This is a genomic window from Bradyrhizobium shewense (assembly GCF_900094605.1).
Taxonomy (GTDB): Bacteria; Pseudomonadota; Alphaproteobacteria; order Rhizobiales; family Xanthobacteraceae; genus Bradyrhizobium; species Bradyrhizobium shewense.
Genome location: NZ_FMAI01000004.1, coordinates 399511 through 412284 on the forward strand (window position 1 = coordinate 399511; position 12774 = coordinate 412284).

The 12774-nt window shown below is 65.4% G+C and carries 14 protein-coding genes; 7 read left to right on the forward strand and 7 right to left on the reverse strand.

Annotation, left to right across the window (positions count from 1 at the left end):
- Positions 1–15 precede the first annotated feature (15 nt).
- The 3 genes from GA0061098_RS44850 to GA0061098_RS10835 all read left to right on the forward strand — a co-directional run bounded on the left by GA0061098_RS44850 (position 16) and on the right by GA0061098_RS10835 (position 2128).
- On the forward strand, positions 16–186 hold the full coding sequence (locus tag GA0061098_RS44850; protein WP_162832248.1) for a hypothetical protein: 171 nt from the start codon (positions 16–18) through the stop codon (positions 184–186).
- Between the two features lie 233 nt (positions 187–419).
- The gene (locus GA0061098_RS10830; protein WP_091956312.1) at positions 420–1151 is read left to right on the forward strand and encodes a 4'-phosphopantetheinyl transferase family protein; all 732 of its coding nucleotides are present in this window, start codon (positions 420–422) and stop codon (positions 1149–1151) included.
- Complete coding sequence (locus tag GA0061098_RS10835; protein ID WP_091956313.1) at positions 1148–2128, forward strand: LLM class flavin-dependent oxidoreductase; 981 nt, start codon at positions 1148–1150, stop codon at positions 2126–2128. The genes GA0061098_RS10830 and GA0061098_RS10835 overlap by 4 nt, the downstream gene beginning before the upstream one ends.
- A 123-nt stretch (positions 2129–2251) precedes the next feature.
- On the opposite strand, the gene GA0061098_RS10840 is transcribed toward GA0061098_RS10835, so the two are convergent.
- The 3 genes from GA0061098_RS10840 to GA0061098_RS10850 form a co-directional block, all read right to left on the reverse strand.
- Positions 2252–3277, reverse strand: coding sequence for a histone deacetylase family protein (locus GA0061098_RS10840; RefSeq protein WP_028142225.1), 1026 nt, complete (start codon positions 3275–3277; stop codon positions 2252–2254).
- Positions 3278–3386: 109 nt separating this feature from the next.
- On the reverse strand, positions 3387–4328 hold the full coding sequence (locus GA0061098_RS10845; RefSeq protein WP_165637283.1) for an SMP-30/gluconolactonase/LRE family protein: 942 nt from the start codon (positions 4326–4328) through the stop codon (positions 3387–3389).
- On the reverse strand, positions 4285–6396 hold the full coding sequence (locus GA0061098_RS10850; protein ID WP_430649257.1) for a PQQ-dependent sugar dehydrogenase: 2112 nt from the start codon (positions 6394–6396) through the stop codon (positions 4285–4287). The genes GA0061098_RS10845 and GA0061098_RS10850 overlap by 44 nt, the downstream gene beginning before the upstream one ends.
- Before the next feature lie 169 nt (positions 6397–6565).
- Here GA0061098_RS10850 and GA0061098_RS10855 point away from each other — a divergent pair, with 169 nt between their 5' ends.
- Both GA0061098_RS10855 and GA0061098_RS44855 read left to right on the forward strand, forming a co-directional pair.
- Complete coding sequence (locus GA0061098_RS10855) at positions 6566–6799, forward strand: DUF6894 family protein (RefSeq protein ID WP_018316955.1); 234 nt, start codon at positions 6566–6568, stop codon at positions 6797–6799.
- Positions 6800–6808: 9 nt separating this feature from the next.
- Positions 6809–6985 carry a hypothetical protein gene (locus GA0061098_RS44855; protein WP_018316954.1) on the forward strand — a complete coding sequence of 59 codons (177 nt, stop codon included), beginning with the start codon at positions 6809–6811 and terminating at the stop codon, positions 6983–6985.
- A gap of 142 nt (positions 6986–7127) precedes the next feature.
- Here GA0061098_RS44855 and GA0061098_RS10865 read toward each other — a convergent pair whose 3' ends face one another.
- Complete coding sequence (locus tag GA0061098_RS10865) at positions 7128–7901, reverse strand: enoyl-CoA hydratase-related protein (protein ID WP_091956315.1); 774 nt, start codon at positions 7899–7901, stop codon at positions 7128–7130.
- Positions 7902–8021: 120 nt separating this feature from the next.
- Between GA0061098_RS10865 and GA0061098_RS10870 the strand changes: the two genes are divergently transcribed.
- On the forward strand, positions 8022–9611 hold the full coding sequence (locus GA0061098_RS10870; protein ID WP_091956316.1) for a gamma-glutamyltransferase family protein: 1590 nt from the start codon (positions 8022–8024) through the stop codon (positions 9609–9611).
- A 157-nt stretch (positions 9612–9768) separates the two neighbouring features.
- Positions 9769–10011 carry a hypothetical protein gene (locus tag GA0061098_RS44860; protein ID WP_165637257.1) on the forward strand — a complete coding sequence of 81 codons (243 nt, stop codon included), beginning with the start codon at positions 9769–9771 and terminating at the stop codon, positions 10009–10011.
- 55 nt (positions 10012–10066) lie between these two features.
- On the opposite strand, the gene GA0061098_RS10880 is transcribed toward GA0061098_RS44860, so the two are convergent.
- Genes GA0061098_RS10880 through GA0061098_RS10890 form a run of 3 tightly spaced genes read right to left on the reverse strand, consistent with a single transcriptional unit; the run spans position 10067 to position 12747 of the window.
- The gene (locus GA0061098_RS10880; RefSeq protein ID WP_091956317.1) at positions 10067–11353 is read right to left on the reverse strand and encodes an NAD(P)/FAD-dependent oxidoreductase; all 1287 of its coding nucleotides are present in this window, start codon (positions 11351–11353) and stop codon (positions 10067–10069) included.
- A gap of 12 nt (positions 11354–11365) precedes the next feature.
- A complete protein-coding gene (locus GA0061098_RS10885; protein ID WP_091956318.1) occupies positions 11366–12097 on the reverse strand; it encodes an amino acid ABC transporter ATP-binding protein in 732 nt (243 codons plus the stop codon).
- On the reverse strand, positions 12094–12747 hold the full coding sequence (locus tag GA0061098_RS10890) for an amino acid ABC transporter permease (protein ID WP_091956319.1): 654 nt from the start codon (positions 12745–12747) through the stop codon (positions 12094–12096). Before GA0061098_RS10890 ends, GA0061098_RS10885 begins: the two co-directional genes overlap by 4 nt.
- Positions 12748–12774: the final 27 nt, after the last annotated feature.

Here is a 12774-nt window from a genome sequence, read left to right on the forward strand (position 1 = left end):
AACCGGGGGAGTGTTATGGGTTTCATCAAATTTACCAAGGGCACCTCGTTGAGCGACAAGGACCGCAAGGCCCTCCAGAAGCTACTCGGTGCCGAGAAGAAGAAGCTCCAGTCCGCACTGAAGGACGTCGACGCCAGCCTTTCGGTGCTTGGCGGCTCGAAGAAAGCCAAGAAGAAGAAGAGGTAAGATTCGTCGGCCGGGACGCCGAACGAATCTCTAGGCCTCACTTTTCGGGGATGGGCCGCTCGCGTGTCGAGTTGGGGTCTCGCACAAGCTTGCGCCTGTAAACCGGCCTGCAAATCGACAAGAATTCGCCCGGGTGGACCGCTAGAAGCGGTCCGCTTGATTGATTCTTGCTCAGTTGTTTCTTCCGTCGGGACCGGGGATCTGGCCTCTGCCCGACGCAAAAGGCCCAATTGATGGCGGACGACAGAATTGAACTCTTTGTCGGACTGATCGAGTCCATCGACGCGCCGGGCGCGGTCGAGGCGTGCCGACGGCTGCTCTCGTTCGACGAACGCGTCCGGGCCGATCGCTTCATGTTCGAGCGGCATCGGCGGCAGTATATTTTCGCGCATGCGATGCTGCGCCTGGCGCTGTCGCAGATCGCCTCCAACGTCGCGCCGTCCGACTGGTCCTTTGCAGCCGGCCGCTATGGGCGGCCGTTTGTCGCAGCGCCCGCGACCTCGAGCGCGCTGCATTTCAGCCTGTCTCACGCCGACGGCTGCGTCGCCTGCGTCGTGTCGAGGCATGAGTCCGTCGGTGTCGACGTCGAAACCGTGTCGCGGCGGGTGGCGCCGCTGTCCACCGCGCTTCGCTTCTTTGCGCCGGAGGAGGTCGAAACGCTGCGCGCACTGCCGGAGCCGGCGGCGACCGAGCGCTTCTTCGACTATTGGACGCTCAAGGAAGCCTATCTGAAGGCCAGGGGCTTTGGGCTCAATCTGCCGCTCGACGCTTTCGCGATGCAGGTCTCGCGCGAGGCCATCGAGATCAGCTTCAAGCCCGATATCGCCGACGATCCCGACGGCTGGCGCTTCTCGCTGTGCTCGCCCTCGCCCTCGCATCGCCTCGCGATCGCCGACGGCTCCCGTGCGAACGGTGGCCTTCCCATCAGCCGCAATGCCTGGCCGCTCCAGGAAGCGGCTGAATGACGCCGCCGCGGCTGCGCGTCTTTCCCGCGATTTCGCGCAACCGCGACCCCCAGAAATATATCGGCGAGCTGATGCGGGTGGCGCAGTTCGCCGACCGCAACGGCTTCGAAGGCATTTTGCTGTTCGAAGGCAACGACGTGTTCGTCGAGCCCTGGGCCATGGCCCAGCACGTCATGGCGGAGACGACGCGATCTTCGCCGCTCATCGCCGTCAATCCGGTCTACATGCACCCGTTCACGGCGGCGAAATTCGTCTCGTCCCTGGCCCAGCTTCACGGCCGCAAGGTCTATCTCAACATGATCACGGGGACCGCGGTCAGCGACTTGCAGGGGCTCGGCGACGACCAATCGCATGCCGAGCGCTATATCAGGCTCGGCGAATTCGTGGAGCTGATGCGGCAGTTGCTGGCGAGCCCGCGGCCGGTGAATTTCGAGGGCAGCTTCTACCGTGCCCACCATCTGCAGCTTCGCCCGCACCTGCCGGCGGAGCTGATGCCCGAATTCCTGATTGCGGGGCAATCCGAGGCGGCCCAGCGCGTGGCGAAGGAGACAGGCTGCATCAAGATGCAGATGCTGCCGCCGGATCTCGATCGCGGCCTCCACTCGCCCGGCATGAATTTCGGCATCTTCGCCCGCGAGGGACGCGAGGAGGCGCGGCAGGCTGCGAAGCTACGTTTCCGCGACAACCCTGACGATCGCGAGCTGCTCGCGCTCACCGTGGAGAACACCGATTCCGTGTGGAAGCGGCACCTCTATGCCGGCCAGAGCGGCGATCTCGCGGACAATGGCTACTGGTTGCTGCCGTTCCTGACCTTCCAGGCTGACTGCCCCTATCTCGTCGGCAGCTACGAGGAGATCGGCGCGAAGCTGAAGGACTTTGCGGCCAAGGGTCTGACCATTGTTATGCTCGACATGGTCGCCGACGAGGCCGAGATGCAGCACGTCTGCAGGGCGCTGGCGGCGAGCGGGATGTTTTAGATCACTCTCGCCGTCATGGCCGGGCTTGTCCCGGCCATCTACGCCTTGCTCCACGCTCGAAGAACGTGGATGCCCGGGACAAGCCCGGGCATGACGACCAACGCTGGGAGAGGTGAAGATCCCTCACCTCGCCTCTTCAAATCCGGCCAGCACCGAGGTCAGGTTCGCGCCCAGAATATCCGAGAGATAACCGCCCTCCTGCACGAACACGGTCGGCAGGCCCATCCTGGCGATGGCCTGGCCGATGCGCCGGAAGCCGGGCGTGGTGACTGCCAATCCCTTGAGAGGATCGTGCTCGGAGGCATCCAGGCCGAGCGCGATCACGAGCGCGCCCGGGGCAAAGGACTCGATCGCCTTGCGCGCGACGTCCATCGCTTGGATGTAGCCGTCATCACCGGTGCCGATGGCGAGGGGAATGTTGAGATTGGTGCCGAGGCCGGGCCCCTCGCCGCGCTCGTGCGCATAGCCCCACACATAGGGATAGTAGGCGATGGGATCGGCGTGGATCGACACCGTGTAGACGTCGGGCCGGGCGTAGAAGATGCCTTGGGTGCCGTTGCCGTGATGGACGTCGACGTCGAGGATCACGACGCGCTCGTGCTTCTGCCGCAGATGCGCCGCGGCGATCGCGCTGTTGTTGAGAAAACAGAAGCCGCCGGCCATGTCGCGATAGGCGTGATGACCGGGCGGACGGCAGAGCGCATAGGTCGCATCTTCGCCGTCCATCACCATCTGCGCGGCGGTGACCGCAACATCCGTCGCGGCACAGGCCGCAGCCCAGGTGCCAGGACCGATCGGCGCCGCGGTGTCGGCGGTGTGCCAGCCGAGCTTGCCGACGATGTGGGTCGGATAGGTCGCAGCATGCCGCACCGGATGGATGTTGCCGATCATCTCCGGCCCGGAATCGCCGAGCGCGGTCCAGGCGTCCCAGGCTTCGCTCAGGAACGACAGATATTCCGGACTGTGAATGCGCGCGCGAGGGCCCTGTCCGAATGTGGTCGGCTCGACCAATTGATGCTTGCCGTCCTTCAACCCCTTGAGCAGGCGGTCGGCGCGCTCCGGCTGCTCAGTGGTGCGCTTGACGACACCGCGAACCAGGAAGAATTGCGGATCGTGGCTGCGGTGCAGTTCGGTATGGACGGCTTTCACTCAAACACTCCGTGGTCGCGTACTCGCAGATGTCTTGATCGCTGCGGCGGCCAGATGCAAGCAAGAAGAATGCCGTCTCGCCCTGCGGCGGAAGCAGATCGCCCTGGCCTCAGCAGCGTCCGCGCTGGAGGCAGTGCTCGCGACCCGGCTGATCGGTACGGAAGGACTCGATGAAGCCGCCCTGACGCTGGGTGACGAAGACGGTCTTGCCGTCGCTGCCGCCGAAGGCGAGGTTGGTCGGCTCCTTGGCCTTCAGCGCGATCTCCCGCTCGACCGCGCCGTTCGGCTTCATCAGCGCGATCGTGCCCTTGAGAATGCGCGCGACATAGAGCCGGCCGATGACGTCCGTGCGCAGTCCGTCGACGGTGTCGGGCTGAAATGCCTTGACGAGCTTTGCGCCGGTGAGCTCGTTGCCGTTGATCGCATAGGACCAGATCTGGCCGCTGCTGGATTCGCCGACATAGAGCGTCTTGCCGTCAGGGCTGAGATCGATGCCGTTGGTGGTGCCCATCGCGCGCGGCGCCGACATGATCTGTCCCTGCACCGTGCCGTCGGCGGCTTTCGCAATCCGCCAGATATGGCCTTCCCGGCCCTTCCAGTTCGGATCGGTCGCATAGATCGTGCCCTCGCGCGCGATCGTGATGTCGTTGGGCTGGTTCATCTCGTCGGAGTGAAACCAGACGGACGGCTCGGTCGCCCCCTTCGCAATCGTGAAGATGTTGTGCTTCTTGTAGTCGGCGATGAACATGGTGCCGCTCCGGTCGAAGCGGATGGCGTTGCCGACACTGCCATCGGGCAGCGCCGTGAACGGCTCCGACGCGGTGCCGCCGGCGGGCAGCCGGCCGATGGTGCCGGGCTTGCCGAGATTGACCACGAACAAATTGCCGTCGAGGTCAGCCGCGGGGCCCTCGATGCCGAAGGTGTATTCGCCGGGAGGCGTCACCTGCGCGCTCTCGAACAGCTTCGTCTGCGCTTGCGCGGATGCCGTCGCAACGGCGAGGAGGACGCTACTGCACAGGCACCAGAAATTCCTGCCGGATGTAATAGCCATCGCCGTCGGTGCACTCGCCATTCAAATAGGGATCGGCAGGCCGGAAGAATCGGCTGAAGCCGGGTTTGTCTACAGCGCTCCTTTGTGTCACGACAACGACCTTTCCGGCCGGTATTTCGCCGCATTCCTTGCTGGTTTTGCCGAAGAACTTGCGCTGCGGCGGGCCCGGCTTGATCCGCATCCGCGTACCCGGAACCATTGTCGCAACGAGCAGATCCGCTGTGTCCAGCAGACGTTTGTAGCCGGGCTCGGTCTTCGCCAGGCTCTCGCCGCCCGGCGGCATCAGCTTCTCCGCGCCGAGACCGCGGAGCCGCGTGCGCAGCTTGCCGGCGTCGGGATCGCCGGGATAGATCCAGCCGTCCTGCGAAAGCATGAAACGGAGCACCGCCGCGTCCTTCTCGGCCTCCGATTGGCCGCCCTTCAAACCGAAATCGGAATGGCAGCCGAGGCAATGCTTCTCCACGAGGCCTTTGCGCAACGTGGTCAGCCGGACGCTGTTCGGCGCATCCCTGGCGACGAAGGCCGCAAGCTGGTCGATCATCGCCTGGCTGTGCATGTCGCACGGCAGCGGTGGCGGCGGATCACCCGCGGCACGATCGATCCGGATCGCCGTCTGATTCTTGTCCTCGACCAGCCAGATCGCACCATCTTCCGCGACTGTCATGCCGACCGGCGCCCCTTGCGGCCGCGCGCCGTTGACGCGGTGCCAGCCTGCAATCAGCTCGTCGAACGGCGCGGCGGCGACCTCGCCGGCGTCGGTCTGAAAGCTGCGCACCGGATCGGCCGCGCAACTGACGTAGTAGCGCACCGGCGCCGGGGAAGGCTTGGGGAAACCGCGATCGTCGACATCGTAGACGAGGACGCGGCTGCCGGTCGGACGATAACCGTGGAGGCCGACCAGCAGCTTGCCCTCCAGCTCCGGAAATTTGCTGCCGTGATAATAAAGCATCGCGAGCGGCGCGCCGTGCGGCGGCATCAGCGAGAACGGCGGCTTGTAGAGGGCGTTGGCCGTGCAGAGCGACTTGTAGACCCCACCTTGCAGCAGGCTTCTGAATTCCGGGCTCGGCGTCGACAAATCGTAGCAATAGGGCCAGCCATAATGCCTGCCCTGCTCGATCGCGTTGATCTCCTCGTTCGGCTTGAAGATGTCGGGCAAGTCGCGGCTGTTCTCGCCCTGCAGGAAGGCGTAGCCGGCCTCGGGAAACTTCGGATGCAGCGCCAGCGCCATCGAATTGCGCAAGCCTCGCGCATAGACGGTGTGCGGCGGATCGGCATCGCCAGGCTTCAGCTCCGGGAAGACGCCACCCGTGGGCGGCGTGAACAGCCAGATCGCTGCCATCGCGGAAGCGCCCTCGGCCGCCGCGCAGGGCTTTGTGATCGGCGCCGGCGTGATGCAATCGTCGCTGTGCGAGCCGACATTGACGAATAGCCGCCCGTTCCTGTCGAAGACGAACTGCTTGAGCGGATGCGCGCTCTCCTCGAGCCTTGTCCCGTCGGGCAGCGTGATCCGGCGGCCCGGCATATGACGGATGATGGTCTCGACCGTGCCGCGCGGATTGTCGGCGAGCGGGTCGAACCGGAAGATGGTCTCGGCGGTCGAGGCGTAGAGCTTCCTGTCCGGGCCGATCGCGAGGCCGAACGGATATTCGATTCCCGCCAGAAGCTCCCTGAACCGTTGGCCCGGGAGCGCGCGCGGGTCGAGCAGCAGCAGCCGTCCGTCGGTGTGGCCCCAGCCGCCCATGTCGGCCACCACGAACAGCTCCCGGCCCGACACCTGGACAATCGCGCGCGGGAATTTCAGGCCATCCTCTTCGCTGGCGACGAGGCCGGCACAGTATCCGGCCTTCATGTCGATCTGGATCCTGGGAAAAGCGAGATCGCCATTGCCGCAGGTTTCCGCGCCGATCGCATAGCCGCTGCGGCGGAGCGGCTCCGATGACGCCGCCGAGATGAGCCCAAACAGGACCGCCAACACCCCCGCACACGCGCGCAGGCTTCGGCGTCCACGCCTGGATGTGAAGTAGCTCACGGCGTCTCCCCCCGACTTCCCGCGAAACAGCTGTTTCATGCCGTCCGAACGCCGTCCAGTCGAACATCACTCGCCTGTGATTAAACCTGTAACGACCTCTGAGCCGACCAATATCCGTAGATTCCCTTACCGGGCTCGACCCGAATGTTTCGCGAAGGCCTCGGGTGGTATCGATTTGCCATCCAAGTACTCCCGCCAGGAGGCGCATATGGTCCAGGTCTATTTTCACTGCTCCAACACCGAGGGCACGCTGATCGACCGCTACGGCGCCGCCGTCTCCAATCTCACGGAGGCGCGCGACCGTGCCTCCCAGATCATGAATTCGATGATCCAGACGCCCGGCGCTGAAGACTGGCGCGATTGGGTGATCCATGTCAGCGGCTCCGACGGCGAGGATCTGTTCGATCTTCCCTTCACCGCCATGCTCGGCAAGCCGCATTGAGGTGATGTCATGTTGCTCGCTTCACTGAGCCTGTTCCGCCAGCCCGTGAACTTCGTCGCCGCCAAATGGCAGACGCTGATCAGGGTCGCGGGCGACCCCTACCGCCCCGAGCTGCATTACATGCGCGGGCCGGGCCCCAAATGGCGCGCCAAGTATCAGGCCAGCCGGCTGAACCGCTCGCTCTGAGCGGCCTCGCCGCTTCCAATCTCCGTCTCTCCTTCGTCATGGCCGGGCTTGTCCCGGCCATTTTCGTTCTTGGATCACCTACGCGAGACGTGGATGGCCGGGACAAGCCCGGCCATGACGGCGTGGTGGATAGGACCCCACCTCACTTCCCGGTAAACCTCGCCTTGCGCTTCTCCACGAAGGCATTGCGCCCCTCGACGGCATCCGCGCTCTTGCGGACCACCGCCTGAAGCTCGATCTCGCGGCGGAACTGCGCCTCGTAGGTCGCATGCTCGCTCTCCTCCACGAGCAGGCGCGTTGCCACCAAAGCGCGTGTCGGGCCCTCCGCCAGACGGCGCGCCAGAATCAGCGCCTCGTCCATCAGCTTCGCGTCGTCCACGACCTGCCGCACCAGGCCGATCTCCTGGGCGCGTTCGGCCATCAGCGGCTCGTTCAGTAGCATCAGCTCAAGCGCGCGCTGGCGGCCGATCAGCCGCGGCAACAGCCAGGTCGAGCCGAGATCCGGCACCAGCGCGATGCGGCTGAACACCTGGATGAAGCTCGCCGACCGCGCCGCCACGATCATGTCGCCGGCCATCGCCAGGCTGAAGCCGCCGCCGGCCGCCACGCCATTGACGGCGACGACAACGGGCACGCGGCATTCGCGCAGCGCCTTGAAGGCGGGCCAGTAGAATCGCATGACGCCGGCTGCAAGATCCTCACCCAGCGCTTCCGACGCCTTCAAATTCTGTCCTGAGCAAAAACCGCGCCCCGCGCCGGTGAGGATCAGGGCTCGAATACCCTCGTCCTGCGCCATCTCGCCGATGGCGGCGGCGAGCGCGCCGAGCAGGTCCGGCGTCATCGCGTTCAGGCTCGCCGGCTCGTCGAGCGTCAGGATCCCGACCGCGCCATCCCGCGCCTGTTTCACACCAGCCATGTCGCGTCTCCCTTTGGATTTTCTCGTTGGTGGCAATGTGCCATCCTTCGCAACGCCCGCCAATGCTGAGCTTCCGCGCCAGCACAGCAACGCCAGAACAACAGAGATCAAGACGACATCATGCCTCATCAGTTCAGCCTCAACCAAGCCGTCCGCAAACCCGCCGTCACGTCCAAGGGCGGCATCGTCGCCTCGCAGTCGCGGCGGGCGGCCGAAGTGGGCGCGCAGGTGCTGGCGGCGGGCGGCGACTGCGTGGACGCGATCGTCGCAACCACCATGGCGCTGAACGTGCTGGAGCCCTGGAATAGCGGCATCGGCGGCGGCGGTGCGATGGTGCTCTACCGCGCCAAGGAAAATCGCTCTGAGGTGATCGACTACGGCATGTGCGCGCCGCAGAGCCTGCGCGTTGCCGACTATCCGCTCAGCGGCGAAGGCGCGGCCTCCGATCTCTTCCCCTGGCCGCGGGTGAAGGACGATCGCAACATCCACGGCCCCGGGTCGATCGCCGTGCCCGGCGTCGTCGCCGGGATGGAAGAGGCGCATCGCCGCTACGCCAGAATGCCGTGGAAGGATCTGGTCGCGCCGGCAGCCAGGCTCGCCGGTGAAGGCCTGCTGGTCGATTGGTGGACCACGGTGACGATCTCGGGCTCGGCCGCCGATCTCAGGCGCTATCCCGCCAGCGCGGCGGCGTTCCTGAAGGACGGGCTGCCGCCGAGCGCGCCATGGGGCATCAAGGCCGAGACGCGACTGCCGCAGGACACGCTGAAGGCGACGCTGTCGCATCTCGCCGAGGCCGGACCGCGCGATTTCTACCAGGGCGATCTCGCCAGGAGCATCGCTTCCGACATCAAGACCGATGGCGGTTCGCTGTCGGTCGAGGACCTCGCCGCCTTCCGCGCGCATCTGCGCGAACCGCTGGCGATCCCGTATCGCGGCGGCAAGGTGTATGCGACGCCTGAGCTCACGGCCGGGCCCACCATGGCGCACGCGCTACGCCTGTTGCAGCAGAGCTTGACGCCAGCAAGCGCGCCGGACGCGGCCGCCTATGTCGAATATGCCCTCGCTCTGCAGGCGGCCTTCCGCGAGCGGCTCAAGGACATGGGCGATGCCGACGGCAAACGCTCGCTCGGTGCCGAATATCTGGCGCCCGCCTGCACCACGCATTTCTCCGTGGTCGATCGACACGGCAACATCGCCGCGGTGACGCAGACGCTGCTCTCGTCCTTTGGCTCGAGATATGTGACGCCGCACACCGGCATCGCCATGAACAACGGCATCATGTGGTTCGATCCGACGCCGGGCACCACCAATTCACTCGCGCCCGGCAAGCGCTGCCTCTGCAACTACACGCCCGTCATTGCCGAGACCAGGGACGGCAAGCGGCTCGCGGTCGGCGCCTCAGGCGGCCGCCGCATCCTGCCGTCGGTGATGCAGCTCGTCTCCTTTGCGATGGACTTCGGCATGGACCTCGATGCCGCCATCCACCAGCCGCGCATCGACGCCAGCGAGGGCGCGGTGGTGATCGGCGATGCTCGTTTGCCGCCCGAGATACGCAACGCGCTGGCCGCGCGCTTCGACTATGAAGAAAGCCGGGTGCAGACGCTGCCGCAAAAATTCGCCTGCCCGAGCGCGGTGATGCGCGAGGGCGACACGAATTCCGGCGCGGTCGAGATCTTCCAGCCCTGGGCCGACGCGGTGGCCGAAGCCTGAGCGCATCGATCAATGCGGGATTGTGCCAGCGCGCGTTGAGCTCTCGCGCGATTGCGCATCTTCGCGAGCGTCACGACTCCTCCACATTCGCAGGGAACTTACCTACCGGCCGTTCGTTGATTGAACGGACAAGTGCGCTCGCCCCAGTGGAGGACATATGAAGAAACTTGCGCTCGCCGCGTCGCTGATCCTTGCAGCCGGCCTCACATTCAGCAGTCCTGCCCTGGCCAAGGGCGGGCATGGTGGCGGACATGGCGGCGGACATGGGCACGGCCATGGTCATGGCCATTCGATGGGTCATCATCACCACGGCTCGCCGCCCGGCTGGTCGCGTGGGCGCAAAGTCGGCTGGCGCGGTCACGGTTGCCCGCCCGGCCTGTGGAAGCAAGGCCGCTGCTGAAGCCCGATATCTGCCAATGATGCGAGGCGCCGCTCCTGACCGGGCGACGCCTTCTTCACATGCCGAGCCGGTCCCGTATGCGGCCCGTAATCACCGCGGTCGTTACCCCGACCGGCCAGAACGCGTGCATCGGGATCGGCTTGATTCCCGTGATGGGCATGTCGATCTCGGCCTTGGCGCCGCCGATCAGGCGGCGGGCAAGCTGCGCACCCATTGCGGTCGCGAGCGCGACGCCGCGGCCATTGCAGCCGAGCGAGATCAAAATGCCTTCGGCAGGCTCATGCACATGGGGATAGTGATCCCCGGTGATGGCGAGACGACTATTCCAGCCGTGCGTCCAGGCAACGCCTTTCAACTGCGGCCATAGCCGCTCGGCATAGCGCATGAGATAGGCGACGTCGTACGGCGACTTGATCCAGCGCATCGGGCCGCGGCCGCCCATCAAGAGGCGATTGTGCTGGTCGATGCGGTAATAGACGGTGATGTGACCGCTCTCGTACAGCACGGACCGCGTCGGCATGATCGCGCGGGCCACCGCGTCGGAGAGCGGTGCTGTAGCCGTGATCGAGGAGAACACGGGCACGATGGTGCGGCGGAGCGCGGGCCAGAGATCGTCGGTAAAACCGTTGGTGGCGAGCAGGACCTTGTCGGCATGAACCACGGCCCGCGGCGTCTCGATGCGCCAGCGGCTGCCGTCGCGGCGCAGTGACAGCGCCTGCGTCTCGCCATGCACCTTCGCGCCTGCCGAGATCGCCGCACGCGCGAGACCACGGGCATAGCTGAGCGGATGCAGATCGCCGCCGCGCGCATCCAGCATGGCGCCGATGTAGCGGTCGGTGCCGGTCATCTCGCGGAGCTGCTCGCGGTTCAGATATGTCACCGGCATGCCGCGGCGGATGCATTGCTGCGCCGTTGTCTCGATCGCCGCGGCGCTGGTCGCGTTATAGGCCGCGCGCAGCGTGCCGTTCTGACGCGCCTCGCACGGAATCTGGTAGCGGCGGATCAAATCGTGCGTAAAGTTCGTGGTGCCGTAGGAGAACTCGATCATGCGGCGGCCGAGGTCCGCGCCGAAATCGGCCTCGATCTGATCAGGATCGTGCTTCAGGCCGGGATTGGTGTGGCCGCCATTGTTGCCGGACGCGCCCCAGCCCGGCTCCTGCGCCTCCAGCACCAGCGCCTCGACGCCTTGCTCCGCCAGATGCAAGGCGGTGGAGAGACCGGTGTAGCCCCCGCCGATGATCGCGACCGAAACATTCTTGTCCATATCGAGCGGCGGCGTGGCGACCGGCGCGACGGCGGTGTCGGCATAGAGCGAGGGCGGCAGAGGCAGGCGCGCAGGCATGGCGAAGACCAGTCAAAGCGGATGCAGCACACGGCGCAAGAAATCCTGCGTACGCGGATGCTGGGGTTGGTTGAGCAGCGCCTTGGCCGGCCCCTGCTCGACGATGACGCCGCCGTCGATGAACAGCACGCGGTCGGCGACGTCGCGGGCAAAGCCCATCTCGTGGGTGACGACGACCATGGTCATGCCGTCGTCGGCGAGCTTGCGCATGACGCCGAGCACGTCGCCGACCAGTTCGGGGTCCAGCGCCGAGGTCGGCTCGTCGAACAAGATCGCCTTGGGCTGCATGGCAAGCGCCCGCGCGATCGCGACGCGCTGCTGCTGGCCGCCGGAGAGTTGCGGCGGATGCGCATCGGCCTTCTCGGCAAGCCCGACCTGGGCGAGCAGCGCGCGGCCGCGCTCGAGCGCCTGCGCGCGCGATTCCCTTTTCACGTAGAGCGGCCCTTCGATGACGTTCTCCAGCGCGGTGCGATGCGGAAACAAATTGAAGCGCTGGAACACCATCGAGACCTGGGTGCGGATGTTGACGATCGACGGCGCGTCGCGATCGACCTTCAGGCCCTCGACGCTGATCTCGCCGCGGTCGTAGCTCTCGAGCCCGTTGATACAGCGCAGGATGGTGGACTTGCCGGAGCCGGAGGGACCGACGATGCAGACCACCTCGCCCTTCTGCACCGAGGCCGTGATGCCCTTGAGCACCTCGTTCTCGCCAAAGCTCTTGTGGACGTCGTTCAGCTCGATCATCGCTTGCCGGCCCGCTTCTCGAAGTGACGGACCAGCAGGATTAGCGGAATGCTCATGGTGAGATACATCAGCGCAACAAGCGTGAACACGCTGGTATTCTTGAAGGTCGAGGACGCAATCAGCTTGCCCTGCAACGCAAGCTCGGCGACCGTGATGGTCGAGGCTTGCGAGGAATCCTTCAGCATCATGATCATGACATTGCCGTAAGGCGGCAGCACGATGCGCACCGCCTGCGGCAGCACCACGCGGCGCATGGTCAGCCACCAACCCATTCCGATCGATTGCGCCGCCTCGATCTGGCCCTTGTCGATCGCCTCGATGCCGGCCCGGAAATTCTCGGCCTGATAGGCCGAATAGGCGATGCCGAGCCCGAGGATCGCGGCCTGCAAGGCGGACAGCGTGACGCCGAGATCGGGCATCACGAAGTAGAGGTAGAACAGCAGCACAATGATCGGGATGCCGCGGATCACATTGATCAGGCTGGCGCTGATCATCGACAGCGCCTTGATGCCGGAGACCCGCATCATCGCCCAGATCAGGCCGAGCACCGTCGAGAGCAGCAGCGAGCCGATGGTGACGACGATCGTCAGCACGACGCCGTTCATCAGGATCGGGAAGAACTCGACGGCGTCGTGCCAGAAGCCTTTCATCGGGCGGCCTTCATCGATCCGACGCTA

What these genes read in the sequence shown, in the direction of transcription:
- GA0061098_RS10880 (WP_091956317.1), bottom strand. Translation starts at nt 11,353, where the DNA reads ATGCCTGCGCGCCTGCCTCTGCCGCCCTCGCTCTATGCCGACACCGCC.
- GA0061098_RS10865 (WP_091956315.1), bottom strand. Translation starts at nt 7,901, where the DNA reads ATGGCTGGTGTGAAACAGGCGCGGGATGGCGCGGTCGGGATCCTGACG.
- GA0061098_RS10890 (WP_091956319.1), bottom strand. Translation starts at nt 12,747, where the DNA reads ATGAAAGGCTTCTGGCACGACGCCGTCGAGTTCTTCCCGATCCTGATG.
- GA0061098_RS10885 (WP_091956318.1), bottom strand. Translation starts at nt 12,097, where the DNA reads ATGATCGAGCTGAACGACGTCCACAAGAGCTTTGGCGAGAACGAGGTG.
- GA0061098_RS10870 (WP_091956316.1), top strand. Translation starts at nt 8,022, where the DNA reads ATGCCTCATCAGTTCAGCCTCAACCAAGCCGTCCGCAAACCCGCCGTC.
- GA0061098_RS10830 (WP_091956312.1), top strand. Translation starts at nt 420, where the DNA reads ATGGCGGACGACAGAATTGAACTCTTTGTCGGACTGATCGAGTCCATC.
- GA0061098_RS10835 (WP_091956313.1), top strand. Translation starts at nt 1,148, where the DNA reads ATGACGCCGCCGCGGCTGCGCGTCTTTCCCGCGATTTCGCGCAACCGC.
- GA0061098_RS44860 (WP_165637257.1), top strand. Translation starts at nt 9,769, where the DNA reads ATGAAGAAACTTGCGCTCGCCGCGTCGCTGATCCTTGCAGCCGGCCTC.
- GA0061098_RS44855 (WP_018316954.1), top strand. Translation starts at nt 6,809, where the DNA reads ATGTTGCTCGCTTCACTGAGCCTGTTCCGCCAGCCCGTGAACTTCGTC.
- GA0061098_RS10850 (WP_430649257.1), bottom strand. Translation starts at nt 6,396, where the DNA reads ATGAAACAGCTGTTTCGCGGGAAGTCGGGGGGAGACGCCGTGAGCTAC.
- GA0061098_RS10845 (WP_165637283.1), bottom strand. Translation starts at nt 4,328, where the DNA reads ATGGCTATTACATCCGGCAGGAATTTCTGGTGCCTGTGCAGTAGCGTC.
- GA0061098_RS44850 (WP_162832248.1), top strand. Translation starts at nt 16, where the DNA reads ATGGGTTTCATCAAATTTACCAAGGGCACCTCGTTGAGCGACAAGGAC.
- GA0061098_RS10855 (WP_018316955.1), top strand. Translation starts at nt 6,566, where the DNA reads ATGGTCCAGGTCTATTTTCACTGCTCCAACACCGAGGGCACGCTGATC.